The sequence below is a fragment of the Treponema peruense genome, assembly GCF_016117655.1.
Taxonomy (GTDB): domain Bacteria; phylum Spirochaetota; class Spirochaetia; order Treponematales; family Treponemataceae; genus Treponema_D; species Treponema_D peruense.
In genome coordinates, this window is the sequence record NZ_CP064936.1 from 399,247 (window position 1) to 424,854 (window position 25,608).

A 25,608-nucleotide genomic window follows, 5' to 3' on the forward strand; every position below is an offset into this window, starting at 1 on the left:
TTATTCTAAACGCTACTACTATCTTTAAAAAAGGAAGGAAATCAATATGTCATTTGTTCCATTTTTACTTCAGACAGCTGCTCCTGCAACCGGTGTTGCCGGCGGCGGATTCGGAATGATGCTTCCCCTTATTCTTATTGTGCTTATCATGTACTTTTTCATGATTCGTCCCCAGAACAAGAAGCAGAAGGAAACACAGAAGATGATTGATGCTCTCAAAAAGGGAGATAAGGTTGTTACTATCGGTGGAATCCACGGAGTTATTTCTTCAACAAAAGAACGTACTGTTATTGTAAAGGTACAAAGCGGTGCCGAAGTAGAATTCAACCGTACTGCAATTGCTACAGTTATCGCAGACAAACCTGCAGAACCGGCAAAACCTGCCGAAAAGAAATCACTGTTCGGAAAAAAGGCAAAGAAAGAAGAGCCGGTAGCTGAAGCAGTAACTTCTGAAAATAAACCCGAGGAAACTGCGGAACCGACTGCAGAATCCGGAGAAAAGAAAGATGAGTAAAAAATCCCGTTTTATTTTTATTCTTGCCGTCCTTGCGATGTGCTTTGCGTTCCTGTGGCCTTCACTGAGTTGGTACGTACGCACTCCGAAGGAAGAGCAGGCACTTGCACTTGGTTCACTCGAGAGCATTAAAGACTATTCAAGCGCAAAAGCTGCAAGTGATATGCGCGACCTTGTAAATGCCGTTAAGGCTGATCCTTCAGTACTTGTTTCTGAAGACCAGAACTGGCTTGCAAAACAGGCTGCAAAGAACTTTAAGCTTGCAGAGCAGGAAGTTCCGTCTCCTCTTACACTCAAGGATGCACTTTCTTCTTTTGGCTCACAGCTTGAACTTGTAAACTTTATTGAAGGACGTTACCGCGACAGAATCCTTAAGGTCAAGAATTATTACAAGAATTCCGTTAAGCTCGGACTTGATTTGAGCGGTGGTATGAATGTTATCGTAAAGGCCGACCTTGACGCTGTTGTAGCAAATGCAGGTGATTCAGCTTCTGCAGATGAAGAAAAACTCAGAGCAGAGGCAATGACACAGGCTGTAGATACACTTACAAGTCGCATTGACCGCTTTGGTCTTTCTTCTCCTACAATCCGCCAGCAGGGGGAAGACAGAATTTACATTGAACTTCCTGGTTCTGCAGAAGCAGACCAGATAAATTCTATTATCCAGGGACGTGGAATTCTTAACTTCCGCCTCGCAGATATGGAAGCAACAAGTGCGTTCAACAATTACTATTACAACCACATGGATTCAACATTTGACTCAAGGGGAAATCTTATAGATTCTTCCATTATTCCGGCAGATACCGAAGTAATGGGATTCTATACAACAGATGCCTACGGTCTTGACCAGCGCCAGGGTTTCATTGTTGTAAAGAAAGAAATTGCACTTGACGGAAAACACATCAAATCTGCTGAAGTCGGTTCTGATGAATTCGGAAAGCCGCAGGTTAACTTTACACTTGACTCCGAAGGAGCCGAAATTTTCGGTACATTTACAGGTGCCCATGTGGGTGAAAATCTTTGTATCGTAAGCGACAATAAAATCAAGTCAAACGCAAGAATCAAGACAGCTATTACCGGCGGTCAGGTTGCCATAGACGGATTCGGTCAGCAGGAAGCACAGAATCTGCGCAAGGTTTTGCAGACTGCATGGCTTGATGTTCCTCTTTCTGTAGAGAGCCAGCAAGTTATCGGTGCTTCTCTCGGAGACCAGGCCATTCGTCAGGGACTTCTTGCAATTGCTGTAGGTCTTGCTTCAATAATGATTTTTATGCTCATCTGGTACAAGGGAGCCGGAGTCAACGCATGTGTTGTTCAGATTCTTAACCTTTATATCATGTTCAGTATTTTGAGCGCATTCAACCTTACGATTACACTTCCTACAATCGCCGGTATGATTCTTACAATCGGTATGGCTGTAGATGCAAACGTAATTATCTTTGAGAGAATCAAGGAAGAACGCAGGCTTGGAAAAGACCGTGCTGCTTCTATCTCAATGGGATTTGACAACGCGTTCTGGGCTATTATGGACTCAAACATCACTACGTTCATAGCTGCTATCTTCATGTCTCAGCTTGGCTCGGGAGCAATCCAGGGCTTTGCGGTCAGCCTTGCGATAGGTGTTGTTTCGACAGTATTTACAGCTCTTGTCGTATCACGCCTTATGTTCGACTTCCAGACAGAAGTTATTCATAAGAAAAATATCAGCATCGGCTGGAGGATTAAGTAATGAAAACGGTAAAGAAATTTAACAAGGCTTTTCCGGTCTGCGCGATTCTTAGCTGCGCTGTTATTTTATTTGGTATCATAGGGTTTTTTGTTCGCGGAATTAATTTTGGTATTGATTTCGTTCCAGGTCTTGTAGAAGAAGTGCGCATTGCTCCTGCAGTAATGGAACTTTCTTATAAGGGATCTGCTACTGTTTCTGTAGAAACTACAAACACAGGACTTTCACTTGTTATAAGTGGAACTGGTGCAGAAAATGAAACAAGAACCTTTACTTACGGACAGAATCCTACAATTCAGGATATGGCCAATGCCCTTTCTACTGTAGAGGGGGTCATTGCAAAAGTTGTTGCTTCTGCAAATGCAGATTCTTACGGAATTTATACTGACAGTGCCGTTTCTGCACGTCTTACTTCTGACAGCGTTTACCGCCTTTATGTTCCTGAAGAAAATTCTTCTGTAAACATTGACTCTGTACGCGCCGCCCTTGAAGGAAAGAATGTAGAAGTCAAGGCTCTTGGTGACAAGTCAAACCCCAGTTTCCAGATTCGTGCAGCTATGCCCGAAACAGAAGCTTCTGTAAAGGAACTTCAGGATTCTATAGTTGTTACCCTGCGCGAGAAATTCGGTGCAGATAATGTTGCTACTGTAAAGACAGATTTTGTCGGTTCACAGATGTCAAGTTCACTTGCTGTAAAGTCTATTGTTCTTGCATTTGTTACACTGCTTTTGATCTGGCTTTATGCAACAATCCGCTTCCACTGGGACTTTGCACTTGGTTCAATTATAGCGCTTGTTCATGACTGTCTTATTATGTTTACTTTCATAACTTGGACACAGATTGAATTCTCTACTACAACACTGGCTGCTATTCTTACGATTTTCGGTTATTCAATCAACGCAACTGTTGTTATTCTTGACCGCCTCCGTGAGAATACGAAGACTCTGGATACAAAGAATTTCAGTGATATTCTAAACATATCTATCTCTGAAACAATGACACGTTCTATAATTACAACAGTAACTACTTTGTTTGCTGCAATTGCGCTTCTTGTATTTACAAAAGGTTCAATCAAGACATTTGCCGAAGTTCTTACCGTGGGTCTTGTTTCGGGCTGTTATTCTTCTATCTTTATCAGTTCGGGATTCATTGAATTTGTACGCCGCAACTGGAATGGAGAAAACAAGAAAAAGTCAGAACCAAACAAAAATGTTCTGACAATGACGGACGCTCAGTAAGGGACGTTCATCTGCTATACTGACCGCGCCAATGACTTTATGTTACGGCGCGGTTTTTTTGTTAAGGAAAATGCGCCGGAGATATTCAATGAAAGTAATTCGTGCAAGAATTCTGGGTTACTGTATGGGCGTAAGACGCGCTGTAGAAACTGCGTTCAGGGCTCTTGATGAAAATGCCGGTACAGATAAAAAAGTTTTTACCCTGGGGCCGCTTATTCACAATCCGTCGGTATTGGGTGTTTTGGAAAATCGCGGAATGAGTGTTCTTGACGCGCGCGATTTGTCTGTTGTGGACAAAAACAGTGTGGTTGTTGTTCGCGCGCACGGTACTACTCCTGCAGTTATGAAAGATTTGGAAGACCGGGCACAGATTGTTCTTGATGCAACATGCCCCCGCGTTCATCTGAGCCAGAAAAGAGCTGCAGAATGGGCCGCGCGTGGTTTTACGGTTATTGTGGCCGGTGACAGAAACCACGGCGAAGTTGTGAGTATAAGTGCTTATGCTGACGGAAAGGCGATTGTCATAGAAAACACACGCGAAGCGCTTGCACTTGAGATTCCTCAAAAGTCGGTTCTTATTGCCCAGACTACGTTCAGCCCGGATGAATTTTCTGCAATAGCACAAATTCTAAAGGAAAAAAATGCTGATATTCAGGTTTTTAATTCTATCTGTTCTGCTACAATGGAACGGCAGAATGCACTCAGGGATTTGCAGGGTAAGGCAGACGGAATACTTGTTATTGGCGGAAAAAATTCTGCAAACACGCGCAGGCTTTTTGAAACGGCCGCGTCTATCTGTAAAAATGCAGCCCTTATAGAAAACCAGGATGAGATTCCGCGCGTTTTTTTTGATCTGGAGACTGTTGCAATTACTGCCGGCGCCAGTACACCGGACCAGGTTATTGATGCAGTCGAACAGAAACTTTTGTCTTGACTAGTTGTTTGAATTCTATGTACTATAACAAAATGTTTGAATAATCTTATTCATTATCAGGAGGAATTAATGAAAAGAATTATATTTGCATTTGTTGCCGCGCTTACGGCTTCAAGTCTTTTTGCGTACAACCCGCCGTTTGCCGGTGAAGATTTATACCGCCTGGCAAGTCCTGATCTTATGACAGGGGCAGCTTCGGCTTCGGGCGGACCTTTGTTCAGTGTATCGGCTCTTTCTTCTGCCTATAACCCGGCACTCACCGCATTGAGCCAGCGCATTAATCTTGACCTTAGCGGAACAATGTTTTTTAACACAAATAAAAACGATCTGGAACAGTCCGCGGACTCAAGTGTTGGCGGAGCTTTTCAGATTGGACTGATTGTGCCTTCAAGGTGGGTTGTGTTCAGCGGTGATGTTCACGGAATTTTTTCTGACATCAACGGTCTTAACGTGCGCGATGTTCTTACGCTCAGATTCGGCGTGTCAAAGGAAGTGAATGAAAAACTTTCTGTAGGAATGAACATGTACACGGGCTTTTACACCGGTAAAGGTTCGGACTTTAGCGTAGGTGCAGATTTGGGCGCGCTCTATGTCTTTGATGACATTAAATTCCTTAAGTCACCGCGGCTTGGCGTTGCGTTCCTTAATCTTGGCAAACCTGCAGTCGGATATGATGTTATCGGAATTGACGTTGATGCAGAAAGTTCAGGATTCCCCGGAATTGTAACACCGCGTGTTTCTTTTGCCGCAACCCTTTTTGATGTAAAAAAACTTACGGGCGGCTTTAGTGTAGATTTGAGCGTTCCTACATTCCAGAATGCGGTTTTTGACTTTGGTTTTGGTTTGAGTTATGCAAAAATCGCGGAACTTTCTGTTTCATGGCAGGCAAATGTTCGTGAAATGGCGGCAGGCGGTTCCCGCGGTGTAAGCTGTCCGAGCGTTGGACTTTCGTTCAAGTTTGCAATCAATTCCAGCGGAATTTCCAAAAACAATGACAACTGGGCAAAAAGTGAAATTTCCCCTTCGTTTGCATGGCAGAACCTTTACGGAGGAATTCATGCCGTGAGTGCCGGCGCCAGAATGGATCTTGGAATGGAAGATACCGATGCTCCTGAAATTTATCTTTGGGACGAGGAATAAGGTGAGTTTCGATGAAAAAGTTAAATAATATAGTAAGAAAAGTCCTGATTCTTTCGGGAATGTTTATGGCCGTTCCTGTTTTTGCAGAACGTGCACCGGTTTATATTTCACCCAACAACGACGGAATCCAGGATTCGCTTGAAGTTCCGCTCAGAATAAAAGAAAGGCGTTACGTTAACGAATGGAGTTTTACCATTTCTAACGAAAAGGGCGAAACTGTCCGTACAATAGGTAACAAGGTTAAACTTCCAGAGCGCATTACTTTTAAAACATTCTTTAAGTCGCTCATTACTCCAAAACAGGGCGTTGAGATTCCTTCAAAGATTATCTGGAACGGATTTTTTGATGACGGTTCAATTGCGCCCGACGGAATTTATTACTATCAGTTCAGTGCTACTGATGACAACGGTAACAGCGCAACAACTTCAAAACTGCAGGTTATTGTAGACAATACAGCACCTCTTATTGAACTTGCGCAGATTCCGGCCGGTGACAAAACTTTTGGTGAAGGTGCCAAGTCAAAGCTCAGAATCAAACAGAGCGGTTCCAAGGAAAATCTCTGGTCTGCAAAAATTACTGATGCAGACGGAAAAACCGTTCGTTCGTTCAGTTTTGAAAATTCAGAGCCACTTACAATTGAATGGGATGGAAGCGATAATTCTGGTTCTGTTGTTGCCGACGGAATCTACAATTATGAGATTTCTTCTACCGATGCTGCAGGTAACGTTTCTGACAAGGCTGTCATTACAAACATAATTTATTCTTCAGAAAAGCCGCAGACACAGATTGCAATTGACGGTTCAAGATTTTTTGCACCGGCTGCTTCTGTCGGAACAAAGGTAATGAAGTTCAATGTAGTTATTCCGGCTCCTACTTCAAAAGTAAATGAACTATCTGAATGGAAGGTTGAAATTGTAAGAAAGAATGACGGAAGTGTCGTGCGCACTTATTCCGGAAAGAACGATCCCAAGTCTGTTATTGAATTTGACGGTAACGGGGATGACGGTTCGGCACTGGAAGAAGGTGAATACCGTGCAAAAGTTACCGCACGCTATTCCAACGGTTACGAACCCGAACCTTTGCTTTCACCGGTATTTGTTCTGGACAATACTGTTCCGCGCGCTACAATTGCTCTTCCGCAGAAAAAGGTGTTCAACGGTTCTGACAGCATAAGCTTTTTCCAGCAGAGTATGGTTGAACCTTCATGGACAGGAGACAAACTCTGGAAGGGAAGAATTATTGCTGCCGACAAGTCTGTTGTAAAAGAATTTGATTTTGGTACGGCTCTTCCCGAAAGTGTTGAATGGAACGGAACCGATGCTGCTGGCCAGCTTGTTGCAGACGGTGAATATATTTACGAAGTTGAAGTTTCAGAAAATACAGGAAACAGGGCCATATATTCAGCCGGTGAACCTGTTATTCTTGACACAAGCAAGACTGAACTTGTGCTTTCTGTTACACCGGCAGCTTTCTCTCCGAACGGTGACGGCTCTCAGGATACGCTTACGCTGTTCCCTAAAGCAAAGGCTTCTAGCGGAATTGAGTCTTATACAATTGATATTGCTGATTCAAACGGCACTGTTGTAAAAACATATTCAGGTTCGGGCAACTTGCCGTCTTCTGTTGTCTGGGACGGAATGACCGAAAGCGGTACAAGAAGTTCTGACGGAATTTATTCTGCGCAGATTAAGACTGTTGCAAAAAGCGGAACAGAAGCTTCTGCTTCAAGCCAGACATTTGTTCTGGATACACAGGTTCCTGTTATAGAAATTGCCGCTCCGTACACGGTTTTCTCTCCGGACGGAATAAGCTCAAGACAGACAATTCCTGTTAGTGTTGCAAACTGTTCAGCTGAAGTACGCTGGACTGCAGAAATCAAGTCTTCTGCAAAAAAAGCTGCCGTAAGGACATTCACATGGCAGAACGGAAAAGTAACTGACTTTGCATGGGACGGAACCGACGAAAGCGGAAACAAAGTACCCGACGGCCAGTATGAACTTACAGTCTGGACAAAGGACGCGGCCGGTAACAGAGCATCTGCTTCCATAAAGGGAATACGCGTTGATGCACGTGCTGTAAGCGCCTATGTTACCAACGAGTATGAGGGCTTCTCTCCGAACGGCGACGGTGTTCTTGACACACAGAAGTTCAGCGTAAAGACTTCACTTTCTGAGGGAATCTCGGCATGGACTTTTGACATGGTTTCTTCTGACGGAAAGACTGTAAAGCGCTTCTCTGACAAAGACCAGAAGAATTTGCCGGCTTCTATTGTATGGGCAGGAGACTGCGACGATGGTTCTGTTGCAAACGGAACATTTACAGGAAAACTTCACATTGAATATGAAAAGGGAAATACTGTTGACGCAACGTCTTCGGCATTTATCTGTACTGCAGAAAAGCCGAACCTTACCGTAAAAACAGCCCCACGCTACTTTAGTCCTGACAATGACGGCAACGATGATGATCTGTTTATAAGACTCGGCTGCCAGACACTTGCAAATCTTAAAAACTGGTCGTTTGTAATTAATGACAGAAACGGCAACCAGTTCTGGAAGACAAGCGGAAAGTCTACGATTACAGAGCGCATTATCTGGGATGGACGCGGTAACAACGGCGAACTTGTTCAGTCTGCAGAAGACTACACTTATGTTTTCTCTGCTTCTGATGATCTTGGAATGAAGAATTCGGTAGAAGGAAAAATAAGCATTGATGTTCTTGTTGTACGCGACGGAAACAAACTCAAGATGCAGGTACCTTCAATTATTTTCAGAAGTGACAATGCAGACTTTGGAGTGCAGGTTCTTGGCGCAGACGGAAAGGTTACCAAAGCCGGAATTACACAGGAGCAGGCAGACAATAACGAGCGCGTTCTCAAAAGAATTGCGGATATTCTCAAGAAGTTCGGTGACTACAAAGTTACTGTTGTTGGCCACGCAAACAGCGTTACCGGAACAATGGAAGAAGAGGAAGTGGACAATCCAAACAGATGGGGTCCGGCTCTTAAACCGCTGTCACAGAAACGCGCACAGTACGTTAAGGACCAGCTGGTCAAACTTGGTGTTTCATCTTCAAGACTTTCTGTTGACGGAAAGGGTGGTTCCGAACCGGTTGCAGACCGCAAGGACAAAAACGTCAACTGGAAAAACCGCCGCGTAGAATTTATTCTAGAAAAATAATCTGCGCCCTTGGCAAAGAGAAGGCTGTCCCAAAAAAACGGGCAGCCTTCTTTTTTTATATTCTCTTAATGGAAAAAAAGCAAAAAAAATGGTATACTCTGCTTATGTTTGAAGTCAGAGTAGAAGCCGGTTTTTGTGCGGCTCATTATTTAAAAAATTATCACGGAAAATGCGAAAGCCTTCACGGCCATAATTACAAAGTTTATGCACACGCCAGAGGAAAATCCCTTGACGGCGGCGGAATGCTTCTTGATTTTACGGAATTAAAGAAAGCGCTGCGTGCTGTATGCGGTTCCTTGGACCACACAAATCTGAATGATATAGAAGAATTTGACCAGAACCCCAGTGCCGAACGCATTGCCGTTTACATTTACAGGGCAATTTTGCAGCAAATCCCGTCGCTGGCTTTGGATGCCAAAAGCGATGTTCATCTTTATGCAGTTGATGTTTTTGAAACCGATACAAACAGGGCGCGCTATATTGCCGAATAAAATTAAACGAGGAAAATTATGCAGACACGTAAGACAAAAATTGTATGCTCCATTGGTCCGGCCTGCGACAATGACGAAACCATACGTCAGATGATTCAGGCTGGAATGAATATTGCCCGCTTTAATTTTTCGCACGGAACCTATGACTGGCACAAGCAGGCAATGGAAAGAGTCCGCAGAGTTTCGGCCGAACTTGATATTCCTGTTGCAATCCTTCTTGATACAAAAGGTCCTGAAATCCGCACAGGACTGACAGAAGATAACAAAATAATTTCTGTTTCTGCAGGTGACAAAGTGACTATTACCGCAGATGATTCTCTTTGTACAAATGCGCAAGGCTCAACTCCGTGTCATATTTCTGTTTCGTGGAAAGAAGCACCTCAAAAACTCAAAAGCGGAATGAAGGTTCTTATAGCCGACGGCCTTATTGAACTTGTTGTTGATTGTGTAAAAGACGGCGAAATATTCTGTACGGCTTCAAATGCAGGAACTTTCGGAAGCCGCAAAAACGTAAACCTTATAGGAGTTCATGCCGGTCTTCCCATTATGAGCGAAAAGGACCGCGAAGACCTTAAATTCGGTGCTTCACAGGACATTGACTTTGTTGCCGCAAGTTTTGTGAGTTTCCCCGAAGAAGTTGTTCAGATTAAGGAATATCTGAAGTCGCTTGGAGCAAATGCACGCGTAATTTCCAAAATAGAAAACGAAGAAGGTCTTAACAACATAGAAGCAATTACCCGTGAGTCAGACGGAATTATGGTTGCACGCGGAGATCTGGGGGTTCAGCTTCCTACAGAAAAAATTCCTTTGGCACAGAAAGCAATTATACGCTGCTGCCGTGCCGCCGGTAAGCCTGTAATTACCGCAACACAGATGCTTGACTCCATGATTGTAAACCCTAGGCCAACCCGCGCAGAACTTACTGATGTTGCAAATGCTGTCTTTGACGGAACAGATGCCGTAATGCTTTCTGGAGAAACTGCCGGCGGTAAATATCCTGTTGAGTCTGTAAGAACCATGGCTCTTATTGCACGCACGACAGAAGATTCAGCCGAGTATAAGGAGCACATGCGCTACGTTGACTCTGCTTATGTTCCCGGAGTTGAAGTAGGACACATGGTTGCTCACAGTGCATACAAACTTTCAAAAAACATAAAAGCCCGCGCCATAATAATACCGACGCTTCACGGAAACACAGCCCGCATGATTGGTAGTTTCAGACCAGAGCAGATAGTTATTGCCGTAACGCCTGATAAAAAAGTGCAGCGCCAGCTTATGATACAGTGGGGCGTTACTCCTGTTTTGTGCAGAATTGCGGGCGACTCTGACATGATGATTCAAAATGCGGTAAAACTTGCAATAGACAACGGTCTTGTAAAACTTTCTGACAGGGTTGTAATGTGCGCAGGAATTCCGCTTTCGAGCCCTCTTATGGCAAATACAATACGTGTTCTTGTTGTAGGAAACATTATTGCCCGCGGAACAGTCTTTGGTTATTCAGACAGTGCAAAGCAAAAAGTATGCGGCCGTGTTATTCATGTCCAGAATTTTTTGGAGTTGAAAGAAACTCTCAGACTCAGCCACAAGACTATACTTGTCTGCGACAGAATTACAGAAGAAATGATTCCTGTTTTAAGGATAGTTGACGGTGTTGTGTCCGAAACAGGAAGTGATATTTCTGAAGAAAACCTGCGGTTGGTAAACAAATCGCTTGTTTATATACAGAATGTACCTGACGCCGTTAAGATTCTGGAAGACAATCTTTCAATTTCTATAGACGGCGAACAGGGACTTGTTTACGAAGGTGCTATCGTCTAGTCGGTAAGCCTTACGGGAATTCCGGAATGCGCAAGGGATTTTTTGATTGATCCCACCGTGTAGTCTCCGGAATGTACCATGCTTGCTACAAGAGCTGCATCGGCCTTTCCTTTGGTAAGAACGTCTGTCAGGTGTGCAGGTGTTCCGCCGCCGCCAGATGCTATTACCGGAACTTCAACGGCTTCACTTATCATGCGCGTAAGATTTAGTTCGTAACCGTCGCGGGTTCCGTCTGCGTCTATTGAATTGAGTACAATTTCGCCCGCTCCAAGCGAGACGGCTTTTTGTGCCCATTCGCGTGCGTCAAGTTCTGTTGCAACACGGCCGCCGTTTATGTAAACCCTGTAACCGCTTGGCATGGAAGCATCCCTTGCAGCATCCATTCCAAGAACAATGCACTGGTTTCCAAAAACGCGGGCGCCGCTTTTAATGAGTTCCGGGTTTTTTACAGCCTGCGAGTTGAGTGAAACTTTTTCTGCGCCTGCAAGTATTGTTGAGCGAATGTCGTCAAGTGTTCCTATTCCGCCGCCTACACAAAAAGGAATGAATACCTGTGAAGCGACGCGTGCTATAAGGTCAAGAATGGGGCCTCTTCCGCGTGCACTGGCCATTATGTCGTAAAATACCAGTTCATCCACGCCCTGTCTGTAGTATTCTGCGGCCATTTCTACAGGATCGCCAATGTCTATGTTGTTTTTGAATTTGATTCCCTTTGTTGTTCTTCCGTCTTTTACATCAAGACAGATTATTATTCTTTTTTTAAGCATTATTCGCTCCGGCTGGTTTTTTCTACAAAATTTTTGAGTATCTGAAGTCCTGGTTTTCCTGATTTTTCGGGGTGGAACTGGAATACTGTTATGTTGTCTTTTTCTACAACCGCGGGAACTTTGATTCCGTAGTCTGCATAGCCTTTTATTACAGATTCGTCCTGCGGCTGAATTACGTACGAGTGTACAAAGTAAAAGTCTGTTCCGTCGGGAATTCCTTCAAGAAGTTTTGAGCCTCCGTTGCAGTATTTTACGTCATTCCATCCCATGTGCGGAATTTTTATTCCTTCTTTTTCTGCAAGTTCCGGGGAAATAAGGTTTGAAAAGCGCACGATTTTTCCTTCAAGAAGTCCAAGGCACTGTGTATCACCTTCTTCTGACCAGTCAAAGACAATCTGCGAGCCAAGACAAATTCCTGCCAGTGGTTTTTTTGCTGCAACCCAGTCTTTAAGAAAAGAGTCAAAGCCTGTAAGTTTAAGCTGTTTCATTGCATAGGCCGCGTCTCCAACCCCGGGGAAAATAAGTCTGTCTGCATTTTCAAGGTCACGCGGGTTTCCTGAAAGAATGTACGGAGTTTTGAGGGATTCCAGTGCATGTTCAACACTTTTTATATTGCCTGCATTATAATCTACTATACCTGTCATGCGGGAATTCTACCAACAGGCGCGGACGGTGTCAACATAAGTTAAAAAAAATAATCCGAAAACGCGGGTGTTGTTCCGATATTTACAGTATGGATTTTATGCAACTTTTGAATCTGTGTCTTGAAGTGCTTAAGGACTGGCGCGTAATTTTTATTACGGTACTTATGCTTGTTTTTGTCTGTACGGCAAATTATGTCGTAAGATACAAAAAGCGTCCTCCGAAGCTCAGAAAAGCAAAGAAAAGTACACCGGCACCGGCTGCAGCGGGAACAGATAATTCCGGTGCAAAAGAGCAGAATGCTTCTGACCAGAACAGCGGGCAAAAAACAGACGGCGCTCAGGCTGCAAAAAAATGACGTTTACGAGAGCTTTGAATTCTGCTATAATTTATCAATATGAGTGAAGTTGATTTTCTTAACGACGCGATTGCGGAACGCTTTGGTTTTGTCAGGCGTGCACGCGGTCCTTTTTTATATACGCAGAAAGGTGTGCGCCTTACCGATTTGTACAGGGATGCAGGCCGCGCAGTTTTGGGCTGGGGCGGAACAGGCGCCTTTACCATGTTTAAGAATGTTCTTTCGCGCGGACTTACCGGAAGTTTTCCCACATGTTTTTCGGGAAGGCTTTTGAAAGCTGTAGAAACTTTACTTGATTCAAAAAGAAAAATATTTGTTTTCAATGACAGGCAGAAGGCTTTGTCTGCAGCGGTTGTAATTTCTTCTGAAGAAACTTTTTTTTGGAAGCCGTGGAGCCCCGAAGGCGTTGTGTGGAGTAGTGCTGACTGTGTTATTGTAGAGCCACCTCTTGCCTGGACTCCGGGAATTTTTATTCTGGCAGTTCTGGACAACGAAAAAAACGAAGCGGCACTTGCAGGACTCGCTCTTTCTTCTGTCAGAATTTCTGCTGCTGTCGAAGCTGCCTGTGCACGTTCAATTTATGATATAATTCTTGCTGTCCAGTCAAAAAGTGAAAAGGACTGGTTCATTTACGATACTGTTCTTACAAAATACTGGGAGCGTCGCGGACCTTATCTTTATCCCAAAGTTCCCAAAGAAAAATACCGTGAATTTGCAGAACACTGTCTTGACTGCGCGGTCGTGGTGAGCCCGTTTTATGATGTTCCGGGTATTGTTCCTTTTGGTGCAGATCCCGGGGTGTTTTCGGCATTGAAGAAAAAACCTTTTGTAATGGAAAAAATATGATTACAGCGCAGATTGTGATGTTTGTTCTTAAGCTTCTGCTTGGCGGAGCTGCGGCTTTTCTGGCAATGATACTCTGGAACAAAACCGGTGACGGGGCGTGGATTAGTATTGCGGCCGGCATTATTGTTCAGTTTGCAGGCAGTATTTACAGATTGCTTGTTGATTTCGGAATCCTTGGTTTGCAGAATGCGGTGCTTTTTGGACTTTCTGTTCCGCAAGTGCTTTTTGAGGTTGTTCCGCTGGTTTTCTTTATTACAGGGCTTTTAATTTTGATTAAAAGATAAATTGGGTTTGCAAATTCAGTTTGCAGACTATTTTACCATTAAGGAGATTTTGAAAAATGGGTAAGGTTTCTTCTTTTTCTTTGGGCAGGCTTCTTCTTCACATTGCGGTGGGTGTTATGCTCGCTGTGGGTGGAATCTGGGGACTGCAGGGTGGCGGTGATGCTGCAATCGATGCTATCCGCAATATTTTTAACGGTGATGTCGCCAAAATTCTTGTCATCGTATTTTCAGTAATTGAAATTCTTGCCGGAATCTTCCTTCTTCTGGAACTTTTTATTGGTGACAGATTCGGTACGCTGGATACAATTCTTATGCTTATCGTAATGATAGTGTGGATTGTAGCAATTGTACTGAGCGACTTCCTTGGTTCAAACGGAATCCTGAACGGCGGTGCAAACCACTTCCTCAGGTGGCTGTATTCCTTTGCACAGCATTTGATTATTCTTGGCGCAATGGTTTGCATTAAAAAATAACCGGAACAGCCTTAAATCTGAACGAGACCCCGCCCGCGCAGTGACTGCATGAGTCTTTTTGCGGCGGGGTTTTTTATTGCTTCCTGAAGTTCTTTTACAGATTCATCATTTTTGTTGCGCGGACTAAGGGAACAAAGCAGACCGTTGAGTTTCTGTACTGTTCCGAATCCTTTTAATGCAGTGCATTCAATTCTGAAAGGCTCTCCCATGTAGTACCATTCAAGATATCTGTTGTGGCAGCAGGGCGTTATGGTTCCTCCGAGCCAGAAGTTTTTTTGTGGATTTAGCGGCGCATTGTAGGCTGCATCACGCTTTTGTTCGTAGCGTTCTATTGCTTTTTTTATGTAGTCCAGCGGAACTGTCGGCTTTGGTGTCGCAAAGTCAAACCATTTGTTTACGCGCTTTTCGAGCCCTTCACCGTGCATCCAGCTTTCCAGTGCAAAGTTAAGTGCGCCGCGGAACTTTTCTGAATTTTTTTCTCCCCTGAAGTGAAGGCCGTTTCTGGCGAAGATTCCGGCTGATTTGTCTTCAATTACCTTAAGTTCGGGGTAAAGCCCCTGTTTGTATTCACTGTAAATGCGCGAATGTCTTGTAAGAGTGAATTTATGCCAGAAACACGAATCAAGAAGGCCGGCTTCAAAGAACTGACGCAGAGTTTCCATGGAATCTATTGTATCCTGGTCACTTTCCTGCCAGTAACCGTAAATCATGTAGGCGTGAACAAGAATTCCTGCTTCCTTGAAAGCACAGCATGCACCTACAATTGAGTCAATGTCTGTTCCTTTGTGAATATGATCCAGGCCCTTTCCCGTAGCAATTTCTATGCCGCCCGAAACACCCGTAAGCCCTCCGAATGAAAGAAAGTCTGCTGTGTCGCGGTTGTATACTTTTTCAAAGCGCACGTTTCCCCACCAGGACAGACTGTTCCCTTGAGCCGCGTTAAGATGTGCAAATCTTTTCATAGAAACCGGCGGCATGGCTTCGTCTACAAAATGTATTCCGTAAACGCCGTGCTTTTGGGCCTGTGTATTGAGTGAGTCAAACAGGCGGTCGGTGCAGGTCATTCTGTAGCCCGAAACATAGTCCAGGTTTACGTCGCAGAAAGCACATTTGTGCCAGTAACAGCCGTGAGCCATATATGCCTTGAGCCAGGTTCCGTCTGACCACATTCTTTGCATGGGGTTAACGTCATCTATCATTCTCGGATAATTTGAAGTGTTTATGTCAGAAAAGTCTGGCATAACCGATGCTGTCATTTCATTTTCGTACTGTTCTGCTTTTGTGTCGTGTTCAACCGGGTCAATTACTGACGTCGTGCCGTCTTTTTCTTTTGCAAAAAAACGTATTTTGTAAAGGGGCGTTTTGTCATAATCCCTGCTGCAGAATCCCGCGTCAATAAAAGCCTTGTAGGAACCGTAGCCGCGGTCGTAGCAGATTGCGTCTGTATAGCGTAAAAGAGCTTTTTCGCGGCAGTCACGCAGTTCTGTGTTTACAAAGCCACCGCCAAAAAAAACAAACACTTTGTCACCGAACGTGTCCTTAAAGAAACGTCCTGTATGGAGAGCCGCCGCGAATGTTCCTGCGAAAGGGACGCTTATGCAGACAAGACATTTTTCTTCTGAGTTTCTGATTTTTTCATATACAGAAGACTGCGGCCCGAACTTTTCTTTGAGAAGAGGCGCGTAAAATTCCTTGAGGACCGGTGCATCTGCTCCCTTTTCTATACTGTCAAAGGCGGCTTCACTTATTGTAACGGACTCCCCGTATCTTACGAGAGAAAATCCGCTGTCAAAAACTGCAGTTATATAGTCTGCAAGGTCTGCAAGTTCCATGCTGGCAAGAAAACGCGCATCATCTGTGGAAGGCATTCTGTCCAGTTGTGAAAGGCGGCGCTCGGTTCTCATTCCGCGGGGTACGTGCGGTGAAAAAACAAATTTATGGCACGCTTCCCTCGAAGAGCGCGGTGAACCGTCGGCAAGAACAGAGGTGATTGTGTCAATCCATTCTATCCACGCGTCTTTTTGTGAAATATAGCGCCGCAAGTTTTCTGCCGCAGTCTCATTTCCTTCATCCAGCGCTTTGTCTGCAAGCTGCAGGGCACGGTCAGCGGTAAGTTCAAAGAGCCGCTTGAGTCCTTCAGCACAGAATATTCTGTGAAAGAGTTCAATACTCAAATCGAACCACTTTGATTCAACTGAAAGGGATCTGAAAAAAGAAACAAGATATGCTCCCGAAGGATAGGCTGTGTTAAGCTGAACAAGCGGCGGCTGGATTACAAGGGTTTTCATGCCTAAACTATAATGGCCGCGCCGTTAATTTTCAATACGGATATGATATGGGAATAATGTGAAAAATGTGTTACACTTAAGACAGTTTAAATGTTTATTTAAAAGAGAATAAATCTACGGGGGATTTTTGTATTATGAAAGAAATCAAAACAATCGTGATTGCAGCGGCAGTTTCTGTTATTGCCTCTGCATGTATATTGGCGTTTGGGCTGTCTACAGTGGCAAGACCTGACAGAACCGTTACCGTCCGCGGACTTGCAGAAAAAGAAGTTGATGCCGACATTGCTGTATGGCCGCTTTCTTTTACTCTTGGCGGGAACGATCTTGCTGTTCTGCAGAAAAATGTAATGACGGCTGTAGATTCAGTAAAGGCATATCTTGCGGAATACGGGCTTGACGGTTCTGATTATACTGTCCAGGCACCGAGTATTACAGACAATTCGGTGAATCCATACATAGACAGAAATGCAGACCGTTATACTTATCTTGCAAAGAACGTTATTCTGGTGCGTTCGTCAAAGGTAGACAAGGTTAAGGCCGCCCACGCAGATTCCCTTAAGCTTATGGGAGACGGAATCGCGGTTAGTCAGGATTATGACAGCAAAATTTCCTATGAATTTACGGGGCTCAACGAAATAAAGCCCGCGATGATAGCAGAAGCCACGCAGAATGCACGTCTTGCGGCAGAACAGTTTGCACGTGATTCAGGCAGTAAAGTAGGCAAAATAAAGAGAGCCACACAGGGACTGTTCAGCATAGATAATCTTGCTGTGGGACTTGAAGAAAAAAAGAATGTACGCGTTGTTACGACTGTTGAGTATCTGATAAAGTAGCAGGTCTTTCTCTTGCGGCCGGTGCTTTTCCTAAAGGTTTGCCGGCCGTAGTCTTTAAGTCTGAATTAATATTATTGTAGTAAGTGTCAACAATGCGCTTCATATCGTGAATGTTGATAACCACAATTCTGTCATCAAACATCTGGATTTTATTTTTTGAAATCAGTTTGTTGAGTTCATCCTTGACCTGATTAATAGGACAGGCAGCCCATCCGGCAATATCTGAAGCTGTCATAAAAAACGATCTCTGTGAATTCCTTTCGTCTTTCATTGAGCCAAAGTAAATTTCGTTGTACATAAGAAAAATATCTGCAATGCGCGCGCGTATATCTTTTATAAGAATAATCCTAAAACGGCGTTCCTGGTCGCAGATTCTTTTGCAAAGAAGTTTAAGCAGGTTCATTACAATTTGAGGGTTTGCCAGAACCAGTGCCTTGAAGTTTTCCTTGTTGAATTCAAGACATGAAACGGGGCCTTTTGCAAGACAGGTTGCGCTTCGCTGTGAATTGTCCAGAATGGCCATTTCGCCAAAAAGTTCGCCCTGTTTAAGGATGTCAAGACTTTTGATTTTGTCGCCTATGCATTTTACAATCTGAACCTGACCTGATTTAATGAGATAGAAAGTTTCGCCCGGTTCAAATTCGCTTATTATGACTTCGCCGTTTGCATATTTTTTTGTAAAACGGTCAAAAATGGGAAGGTTAAACTGATTCGGCGTACTCAGTTTCTGTTCGGATTCCTGTTCCGGTTCTTCATTTGGAAGGGCAGGGGTTTCGTTATGCTTTTTTGCTGCTTCCTGGTCAAGTTTTTCGAGTTCATCGTGGTTTGCAACGTACGGAATCTTTGACAAAAGTCTTTTTAAGATGCTTCTGCATGAAATATATTCGCCTTCGTTAAAAAAGGCTTTTGCAACCAGCGTCATTCCTTCGTCGGGGGTTATTTCTTCAGGGGCGTTGTTAAGGAATTCTTCCATCTGGCGGTGAATTGACTTGAGATTTTTGCTGAAAACCCTCAGCATTTTTTCTGTAACGGCCGTTTTTGAGCTGAAAACCTGTTCAAATTCGGTAACTGTAAGCTGAATTACTACAGAATCCATGGCTGCAACTGCTGTTACCGAAGAAGGCATTTTTGAAAGGGCACTCTTAACGCCAAAAAACTCGCCGGAATGAAGGGCTTCTATTTCTTCGGCACCGGTTTCGAGGTTTGTTCCCTTGAGCATTATACCGCCGGACTGGAGAATATAAATGAATTCATCCTTGTCGCCCTTAAAAAAAATAATTGAACCCTTAGAGAACGAAACTGATTTTGGCATTTTAACACCCGTACACTTTTAAAAATTGCAACAGTTTTGTATTATATCATAAAATGAATAAATGTGCTATCATTCCGGCTGATTATGATAGATTTGCACACTCATTCGAGCGCTTCTGACGGTACGTTTTCACCTTCTGAACTGGTAAATTTTGCCGCCTCAAAGAAAATTGAAACGCTTGCACTGACCGACCACGATACGACTGACGGTCTTGTTGAAGCACAGGCAGCCGCTTTTGAAAAAGGAATTAATTTTATTCCGGGTATAGAGTTGAATATTCAGTGGCCTACAGGTGAATTCCATCTTCTGGGACTGGGACTCAAGCGCGTTTCGCCGGAACTTAAGGACATGATTGCTTTTTTGGGAAGGGAGCGTGAGTTCCGCAACAGAAAAATGGCGCAGAAACTTAAGGAAAACGGAATTAACATTTCGTACGAGGAACTTGCAGCGCGTTTTGGAGAAAAGACTCTGGGGCGTCCCCACTTTGCAGAATATATGAAAGAAAAAGGTTTTGTTAAGTGCCGTCAGCAGGCTTTTGACAATTATTTTGCAAAAGGACGGCCGTGTTTTGTTGACCGGGAAGGAGCCGATCTTGAAATGGCTGTAGATGCAATTCTTTCGAGCGGAGGTCTTCCTGTTCAGGCTCATCCTCTTTCGATGTATGTTTCGTGGGGAAGAATGGAAGAAACGCTTCGTTCAGTAAGGGAACTCGGTGTACTGGGAATAGAAGCGTGGCATCCCGGAGCGCGTGTTTCTGAGGCAGAGCGGCTTCGTGACATGGCCGAAAAGCTTGGTTTTTTTGTTACCGGCGGAAGTGATTTTCATGGTGAAAAAGTACGTGCAGACAGACACATCGGCTTTTCTTCGGGCGGCTTAAAGATAAGTGATGACTGCTGGACAAAAAATCTGGAGCCGCGTCTTGTGGAACTGCACGGCGGTAACGACCACAGTTTCTGTAACCAGTAACCGGCCGAAGGGTTTTATAGTATAATTTGTAAAGAAAATATTTGGAGGCATGATTAAAATGTTAAAGAGCAAATTTTATAAAATTATACTTACAGCGGCGGTTCTGGTGTCGCTGGTATTTTTGCCTTCGTGTTCAAAGACGGCTGGTCAGGGTACTGTTAACGGTTCTGCGCGCATGATGTCTGCAAAAAAAATGGCTCCTGCGGCTTTTGCTGCAGATTCAATGGCTGCAACGGAAATGTCTGTCATGGAATCAAATGATGCGGTTTACGAAGAAAGTGCGCCGGATTCAGGGGTTGTCCAGGAGCGCAAGTTAATTTACAGCGGCGACATCAATCTTGAAGTTTCAAGCCTTGCAGAATCAAAGCAGGCAGTCGAAGCCTGGGTAAAAAAATTTGGCGGTTATATTTCAAATTCTTCTGAAAGTTCAACTTCGGTAAGCTTTACGGCAAATATTCCTTCCGCAGAATTCCACAATGCAATGAATGAAGGCGGTCAGATAGGAAAACTCAAGTCAAAGAACATTTACTCAAATGATGTTACCGACAATTATTATGACCTCGAAACAAGACTTTCTACCAGACACATTCTTCTGGAACGCCTTGAAAAATATTTGTCTGAAGCAAAAGACATGAAAGAAATGCTTCAGATAGAAACCAAGATAAATGACATTACTTCGGAACTTGAGCGCATGGAAGGCCAGATGAACAGGCTCAAAAACCAGATAGACTATTCAAGAATAAACGTCTATGCGTCCCTTCCTGTAAACCAGAGTGAAACAGGTTTTATTCTGCCCGACACAAAAACAGGTGCGCGCAAATTTCTTGGTAATGTGGTAAACTTTTTTGCAAACTTTGCATTTGTTGCTTTGTACATCGTTATTTTTGGCGTGCCGGTAATTCTTTTTGCAATGTTAATTTACTGGCTTACATTCGGAAAAATCGGACTTATAAGAAAACTGTTCAGGAGAATCAGGTAAGTTCAACTTAAAACTGATTTTTTTAATTGAACTTATAGTTCCGTTTTTTACACTTTTATTTTTGATACTGGTGCTAGAATAACATAAATATTATGAGCAGTATTTTTGATATTCTGGGGCCGGTTATGGTAGGTCCTTCCAGTTCACATACAGCAGGGGCTGTAAGAATAGGTCTCGTTTCGCGTATACTTTTGGAAGATGAAGTTGTCTTTGCAGACATTCAGCTCCACGGGTCTTTTGCGGCAACTTATCACGGTCACGGAACTGACTGCGCACTTATTGCAGGCCTTCTTGGTATGCAGCCCGATGACATACGCATTCCCGACAGTATGAAAATTGCTGCGGATTCAGGAATAAAATTTTTCTTTTCTACAGTTCAGCTTCAGGACGCGCACCCCAATACGGCAATTCTGAATCTTCAGGGAAAAGGCGGAAGAAAAATTTCTGTACAGGCATCTTCTGTCGGCGGCGGAAGAATAATGATAAACAAGCTTGACGGCATTGAAGTAAATTTTAATGCAGAAATGCCTACTCTTATCGTTCACAATTCGGACGAGCCTGGACACGTAGCCGCGGTAACTTCACTTCTTTTTTACAATAAAATAAATATTGCAGCCATGCAGCTTTACAGAAACGAGCGCGGTGGTTATGCAGTTATGGTAATTGAGTCCGACGAGAGAATACCTGCAGAAATTGTTTCACAGATTGAACACTTTCCCGGAATTATAAAAGTCACATACGTTAATGTTTAAGAAAGTATGCGGTGCAGGAAAGTATGCGCTGCGACTTTTCTTATAAGAGGTAATAATGTTTGAAAGTTTGAATTCAATAGTTGAACAGTGCGAAAATTCCGGCGGAACAAAAGATTTTGCCGATGTTGTTATAGAAAACGAAATGCGCTCTTCGGGAACGGACTGTGAGTGCGTGAAAGAAAAAATGCGTTCTATGTGGAAGGCCATGCTTGAAGCAGCACATTCTTACGAAGACAATCTTCTTTCACGAAGCGGACTTACAGGATGTGACGGCGGAAGATTTAAAAAATATGCTTCTTCACAAAAAACAATCTGCGGTCCTTTTATTCTGAATGTAATTACGAATGCCCTTAAAATGGCTGAATCAAATGCCTGTATGAAAAGAATTGTTGCTTCTCCTACAGCCGGCTCGTGCGGTGTTCTTCCTGCAGTTCTGGTTCCACTTTTTGAAGAAAATAAATTTGAAGAAGACAAGATTGTTAAGTCGCTTTTTGTAAGCGCTGGAATCGGTCAGGTCATTGCAAACCGCGCGTCCATTTCCGGGGCAGAAGGCGGCTGTCAGGCAGAGATTGGATCTGCTTCTGCAATGGCAGCAGGAACACTCGTGTACCTTTACGGCGGAAGTGCCCGGCAGATTGCAAGTGCGGCAGGATTTTCGCTGCAGAATCTTCTTGGTCTTGTATGTGACCCGGTTGCAGGTCTTGTAGAAATTCCGTGCGTAAAGAGAAATGTTGTTGGCGCAGTCAATGCCTGTTCATGCGCAGATATGGCACTTGCAGGCATTGAACCCAGAATTCCGGCTGATGAAGTGATTGATGCAATGCGTGCAGTCGGAATAAAAATGGACAGTTCCCTAAAAGAAACAGGTCTTGGAGGACTTGCTGCATCTCCTTCTGCAAAAAAAGTTGCTGAATCTTTTGCCGTGTCCTGACTTTAGTGGATAAAAACTGTCTGGGACAGAACAGAAATTTCTTTGTCTTCTTTAAGATTTCCGTCCTTTAATTTCTGTGCAATCTGTTCCGGCCGGTATTTTTGTTCCGGGTAAAGAACTACAACTGACTTGTCACCTTCTTTAAGAAAATTCGTTTCACCAAACTGCGTGTATCTGGTTGCTCCTATGGAAAGAAGTATTTTTGAAGGGCGTGTGCTGGAATTAAGGTAGAGGCCGATGTTTTCTGCAGGTCCTTCATCCTGCTGTGTGTTCAGTTTTTTTATGCTCCACGAAATTAATTTTTCATAAATGTAACTGTAGTCGCGTACGGCACTGTCTTCACCGTAAGTAAAAATTTCGCCCTGTCTTACAAGAAAACTTGCAATTCTGTAACGGTCAAGAATTCCGCCACGTGTAAATTTGTCTATCGGAATTAAATTCTGAGAAAGACCCTTGCTTGAGTTTCCCCAGTTTTTTTTGAGGCTTATTTTTTTTGCGCCCTCTTTTCTGATGGAACAGTCGTTTGAGGCACCGAACAGAACGGGCACCAGATCTGTAATTTTATTTTCGCTCCAGGTTACGTCGCAGATTAGCGCACATTCCGGTTCTATCTGAAGTTTTTGTTCTCCCTGCGGAAAAATTATTTTGTCACTGTCGAACGGGAATGTCCCCAGAAACTGCGGAACATTTTCTTTTGCTCCCGGAATATATGTAGGAAAAATTGCTTTGGGCGCATTCTTTTCGTCAGCAATTATTTTTGTAAAATCAGAGGCTTCTCCAGCCTGTTCAAGATGCCCTGTAAAGTTTCCGGCAACTCCGAAGCATGGAATTTCTTTTAAGTTGATGATTGGCTGCATAATGGTTTTAGTGTAGCGCATTTTTGTGAAATCTGCTACCATGAAAATATGATGAATTTTATTCTGGATAATATTTCATGGATTTGGGTTGGTGTTCTTGTTCTGAGTCTTTTAATAGAAGCAGTTACAATGTCGCTTACTACAATATGGAGTGCAATTGCTGCTCTTCCCATGATTTTTATTGCACGCACTCAGCTTCCTTTAAGGTGGCAGGTGCTTTTGTTCGTTGTGATTTGCGCCGCGCTCATTGTTTTTACAAGACCATTTGCAGTAAAAAAACTTAAGATTGGCCGCAATAAAACCAACAGCGGTACTCTTGTAGGGCAGGAAGTTCTTGTTGTCAAACAGATATCTGAATTTGACCGCGGTGAAGTAAAGGCACGCGGCGGGGTTATCTGGACTGCCGCTTCTGCAGACAACAGTGTGCTCGAAGAGGGAAAAAGATGCGTTGTTGACCACATAGAAGGAAACACACTTTTTGTAAAATAAGTTATAGGAGGAGTATAAAAAATCCGTCAAAATGGTGCCGGCTTTTTTAACTCAAAGTTCGCGTTGCAAACTTTTATAGATTGAACTGCGTTTTTCACTTCGTTGCAAAACGCACTAAATAAAAATTTGGATTGTTTCAACAATCCAAATTTTTATTTATAGGAGAAAAAATGATTTACATTTTTATTGTACTGGTTGTGATTGTGGCGGTTCTTGTGGCTGCAAACATCAGAATTATTCCGCAGTCACATGCTGCTGTTATTGAACGGCTTGGTGCTTACTGCAAAACCTGGGAAGTAGGGCTTCATGTAAAGGTTCCGTTTATTGACAGAATTGCAAACAAAATTTCCATGAAAGAAAAAGTTCTGGACTTTCCGCCGCAGCCTGTAATTACAAAAGACAATGTTACAATGATGATAGACACTGTCGTTTATTTTCAGATTACGGACCCAAAACTTTATACTTACGGTGTAGAAAAACCTATTAACGCTCTGGAAAATCTTTCGGCCACAACGCTCAGAAACATAATTGGTGATCTTGAACTTGACCAGACGCTTACCAGCCGCGATGTAATAAATACAAAGATGCGCAGTATTCTTGACGAGGCAACAGACCCGTGGGGAATAAAAGTAAACCGCGTTGAAGTAAAAAATATTATTCCGCCGGAAGCAATAAAAGAAGCTATGGAAAAACAGATGCGTGCTGAACGCGAAAGACGCGAGGCAATTCTTATTGCAGAAGGACAGAAGCAGAGCGCAATTCTTGTAGCAGAAGGAAAAAAACAGTCGCTTATTCTTGAAGCAGAAGCACAGAAAGAAGCTGCTGTTCAGAAAGCGCTAGGCGAAGCACAAGCTATACGCGAAGTCCAGCAGGCAAAAGCACAGGGCATTGCAATGCTCAGGGAGGCAAAAGCCGATGCTGCCGTAATTAAACTGCGCAGCCTTGAAGCTTTGGAAAAGGCAGCCGACGGTCAGTCTACAAAAATAATTATTCCGTCAGACTTGCAGAATCTTTCGGGACTTGTAACAACAGCGGCCGAACTTGCTAAAAAATAAAATTTAAATTAAACCCTGTTCAGGACCGTGCATTTTATAATCGCGGTCCTCTTTTTTTAACAAAAAAAAATCCCAGAACTTCAGAAGAAATTCTGGGAAAGCCATTCAAACTGATAAACTAAGGGTTTGAATTAGAACCAGAAGCGTACACCGCCGACAATCGGGAAGTTAATGAGTGCGAATCCACCAGCGTCTCCAATGCTGAGTGTTGGCTGATATGCAAGCTGAGTATAGAACTCAAGGAAGTTGTCCATAATGAAAAGGTTTGTTCCGACAAGTGCGCGCGGGGCTACGCTGAAGTTAAAATAGTTATCGCCAAGTCCAACTCCGGCAGCAAGACCAACACCGTAGTACCATTTCCAGCTTCCGAAAGAAACAGGCATGATGTCTGGATTCTGAATCCAGTAGTCAGCTGTTGCACCGATTCCAATGTAGTTTGAATAGAAAGAAGCATCTACAGCGAATACGAGAGGTGATTCGTCAAGCTTGAATGTGACAGCTGCTCCACCTGCTCCGCCAACGCTTGCTCCACCCTGAACACCAATTCCCCAAGCAAAAAGCTGTGCTGTTCCTGCTACTACGAGCAATCCTACGAGTGCAAGAAATCTCTTTTTCATAAAAAACCTCCTATGGTTTTGCTACCAAGACATTGTCTTTTTTAATAGTCTTTGGTAATATTTGTTGTAAACATTATATACCGTACATTAATGTACAACTCAAGAGTTTTTTATTAAAATTA

At 43.5% G+C, this 25,608-nt stretch carries 25 protein-coding genes; 19 read left to right on the plus strand and 6 right to left on the minus strand.

Annotation, left to right across the window (positions count from 1 at the left end; all coding sequences use genetic code 11):
• The first annotated feature begins 46 nt into the window (after positions 1-46).
• The 8 genes from yajC to pyk all read left to right on the plus strand — a co-directional run bounded on the left by yajC (position 47) and on the right by pyk (position 11,037).
• Positions 47-514, plus strand: coding sequence for a preprotein translocase subunit YajC (gene yajC / locus IWA51_RS02045; RefSeq protein ID WP_198442956.1), 468 nt, complete (start codon positions 47-49; stop codon positions 512-514).
• Entirely contained in the window at positions 507-2,243 is a 1,737-nt protein-coding gene (gene secD, locus IWA51_RS02050; RefSeq protein ID WP_198442957.1) for a protein translocase subunit SecD, read from the plus strand. The genes yajC and secD overlap by 8 nt, the downstream gene beginning before the upstream one ends.
• Positions 2,243-3,478 (plus strand): protein translocase subunit SecF, encoded by a 1,236-nt coding sequence (gene secF, locus IWA51_RS02055; protein WP_198442958.1) that lies wholly within the window; start codon positions 2,243-2,245, stop codon positions 3,476-3,478. The genes secD and secF overlap by 1 nt, the downstream gene beginning before the upstream one ends.
• Before the next feature lie 88 nt (positions 3,479-3,566).
• On the plus strand, positions 3,567-4,412 hold the full coding sequence (gene ispH / locus IWA51_RS02060; protein WP_198442959.1) for a 4-hydroxy-3-methylbut-2-enyl diphosphate reductase: 846 nt from the start codon (positions 3,567-3,569) through the stop codon (positions 4,410-4,412).
• A gap of 69 nt (positions 4,413-4,481) precedes the next feature.
• Positions 4,482-5,552 carry a hypothetical protein gene (locus IWA51_RS02065; RefSeq protein ID WP_198442960.1) on the plus strand — a complete coding sequence of 357 codons (1,071 nt, stop codon included), beginning with the start codon at positions 4,482-4,484 and terminating at the stop codon, positions 5,550-5,552.
• A gap of 11 nt (positions 5,553-5,563) precedes the next feature.
• Complete coding sequence (locus tag IWA51_RS02070) at positions 5,564-8,728, plus strand: FlgD immunoglobulin-like domain containing protein (RefSeq protein ID WP_230402690.1); 3,165 nt, start codon at positions 5,564-5,566, stop codon at positions 8,726-8,728.
• A 104-nt stretch (positions 8,729-8,832) separates the two neighbouring features.
• Positions 8,833-9,219 (plus strand): 6-carboxytetrahydropterin synthase QueD, encoded by a 387-nt coding sequence (gene queD, locus IWA51_RS02075; RefSeq protein WP_198442961.1) that lies wholly within the window; start codon positions 8,833-8,835, stop codon positions 9,217-9,219.
• 18 nt (positions 9,220-9,237) lie between these two features.
• Positions 9,238-11,037, plus strand: coding sequence for a pyruvate kinase (gene pyk, locus IWA51_RS02080; protein ID WP_198442962.1), 1,800 nt, complete (start codon positions 9,238-9,240; stop codon positions 11,035-11,037).
• Here the strand turns inward: pyk and hisF are convergent.
• Positions 11,034-11,804, minus strand: a complete 771-nt coding sequence (hisF, locus tag IWA51_RS02085; protein WP_177527811.1) for an imidazole glycerol phosphate synthase subunit HisF — start codon at positions 11,802-11,804, stop codon at positions 11,034-11,036. The genes pyk and hisF overlap by 4 nt on opposite strands.
• Positions 11,804-12,448: an imidazole glycerol phosphate synthase subunit HisH gene (gene hisH, locus IWA51_RS02090; protein ID WP_198442963.1), complete on the minus strand. Its 645-nt coding sequence runs from the start codon at positions 12,446-12,448 to the stop codon at positions 11,804-11,806. The genes hisF and hisH overlap by 1 nt, the downstream gene beginning before the upstream one ends.
• An 89-nt stretch (positions 12,449-12,537) precedes the next feature.
• Between hisH and IWA51_RS02095 the strand changes: the two genes are divergently transcribed.
• From IWA51_RS02095 to IWA51_RS02110, 4 genes are read left to right on the plus strand one after another with little or no spacing between them, the layout of a single operon-like run.
• On the plus strand, positions 12,538-12,804 hold the full coding sequence (locus IWA51_RS02095; protein WP_198442964.1) for a hypothetical protein: 267 nt from the start codon (positions 12,538-12,540) through the stop codon (positions 12,802-12,804).
• 39 nt (positions 12,805-12,843) lie between these two features.
• Positions 12,844-13,650 carry a hypothetical protein gene (locus IWA51_RS02100; protein ID WP_198442965.1) on the plus strand — a complete coding sequence of 269 codons (807 nt, stop codon included), beginning with the start codon at positions 12,844-12,846 and terminating at the stop codon, positions 13,648-13,650.
• Positions 13,647-13,934: a hypothetical protein gene (locus tag IWA51_RS02105; protein WP_177527815.1), complete on the plus strand. Its 288-nt coding sequence runs from the start codon at positions 13,647-13,649 to the stop codon at positions 13,932-13,934. Before IWA51_RS02100 ends, IWA51_RS02105 begins: the two co-directional genes overlap by 4 nt.
• A 56-nt stretch (positions 13,935-13,990) precedes the next feature.
• Entirely contained in the window at positions 13,991-14,407 is a 417-nt protein-coding gene (locus IWA51_RS02110; protein WP_198442966.1) for a hypothetical protein, read from the plus strand.
• An 11-nt stretch (positions 14,408-14,418) separates the two neighbouring features.
• On the opposite strand, the gene IWA51_RS02115 is transcribed toward IWA51_RS02110, so the two are convergent.
• Positions 14,419-16,695 (minus strand): radical SAM protein, encoded by a 2,277-nt coding sequence (locus IWA51_RS02115; protein WP_198442967.1) that lies wholly within the window; start codon positions 16,693-16,695, stop codon positions 14,419-14,421.
• Between the two features lie 134 nt (positions 16,696-16,829).
• Here IWA51_RS02115 and IWA51_RS02120 point away from each other — a divergent pair, with 134 nt between their 5' ends.
• The gene (locus tag IWA51_RS02120; protein ID WP_177527818.1) at positions 16,830-17,528 is read left to right on the plus strand and encodes an SIMPL domain-containing protein; all 699 of its coding nucleotides are present in this window, start codon (positions 16,830-16,832) and stop codon (positions 17,526-17,528) included.
• On the opposite strand, the gene IWA51_RS02125 is transcribed toward IWA51_RS02120, so the two are convergent.
• Positions 17,500-18,840 (minus strand): Crp/Fnr family transcriptional regulator, encoded by a 1,341-nt coding sequence (locus IWA51_RS02125; RefSeq protein WP_198442968.1) that lies wholly within the window; start codon positions 18,838-18,840, stop codon positions 17,500-17,502. The genes IWA51_RS02120 and IWA51_RS02125 overlap by 29 nt on opposite strands.
• Positions 18,841-18,924: 84 nt before the next feature.
• Between IWA51_RS02125 and IWA51_RS02130 the strand changes: the two genes are divergently transcribed.
• The 4 genes from IWA51_RS02130 (at position 18,925) to sdaAA (ending at position 22,468) form a co-directional block, all read left to right on the plus strand.
• A complete protein-coding gene (locus IWA51_RS02130; RefSeq protein ID WP_198442969.1) occupies positions 18,925-19,806 on the plus strand; it encodes a PHP domain-containing protein in 882 nt (293 codons plus the stop codon).
• A 58-nt stretch (positions 19,807-19,864) separates the two neighbouring features.
• Positions 19,865-20,785 carry a DUF4349 domain-containing protein gene (locus IWA51_RS02135; protein ID WP_230402691.1) on the plus strand — a complete coding sequence of 307 codons (921 nt, stop codon included), beginning with the start codon at positions 19,865-19,867 and terminating at the stop codon, positions 20,783-20,785.
• Positions 20,786-20,877: 92 nt separating this feature from the next.
• Positions 20,878-21,537, plus strand: a complete 660-nt coding sequence (gene sdaAB / locus IWA51_RS02140) for an L-serine ammonia-lyase, iron-sulfur-dependent subunit beta (RefSeq protein ID WP_198442970.1) — start codon at positions 20,878-20,880, stop codon at positions 21,535-21,537.
• 55 nt (positions 21,538-21,592) lie between these two features.
• The gene (sdaAA, locus tag IWA51_RS02145) at positions 21,593-22,468 is read left to right on the plus strand and encodes an L-serine ammonia-lyase, iron-sulfur-dependent, subunit alpha (protein ID WP_198442971.1); all 876 of its coding nucleotides are present in this window, start codon (positions 21,593-21,595) and stop codon (positions 22,466-22,468) included.
• Positions 22,469-22,470: 2 nt separating this feature from the next.
• Here the strand turns inward: sdaAA and IWA51_RS02150 are convergent, their stop codons facing one another.
• Positions 22,471-23,367, minus strand: a complete 897-nt coding sequence (locus IWA51_RS02150; protein ID WP_230402692.1) for a DUF5718 family protein — start codon at positions 23,365-23,367, stop codon at positions 22,471-22,473.
• Between the two features lie 6 nt (positions 23,368-23,373).
• On the opposite strand from IWA51_RS02150, the gene IWA51_RS02155 reads away from it, so the two are divergent.
• Positions 23,374-23,814, plus strand: coding sequence for an NfeD family protein (locus IWA51_RS02155; protein ID WP_177527824.1), 441 nt, complete (start codon positions 23,374-23,376; stop codon positions 23,812-23,814).
• Between the two features lie 170 nt (positions 23,815-23,984).
• Positions 23,985-24,869 (plus strand): SPFH domain-containing protein, encoded by an 885-nt coding sequence (locus IWA51_RS02160; protein ID WP_198442972.1) that lies wholly within the window; start codon positions 23,985-23,987, stop codon positions 24,867-24,869.
• A gap of 131 nt (positions 24,870-25,000) precedes the next feature.
• On the opposite strand, the gene IWA51_RS02165 is transcribed toward IWA51_RS02160, so the two are convergent.
• On the minus strand, positions 25,001-25,486 hold the full coding sequence (locus IWA51_RS02165) for a hypothetical protein (RefSeq protein ID WP_198442973.1): 486 nt from the start codon (positions 25,484-25,486) through the stop codon (positions 25,001-25,003).
• Positions 25,487-25,608: the final 122 nt, after the last annotated feature.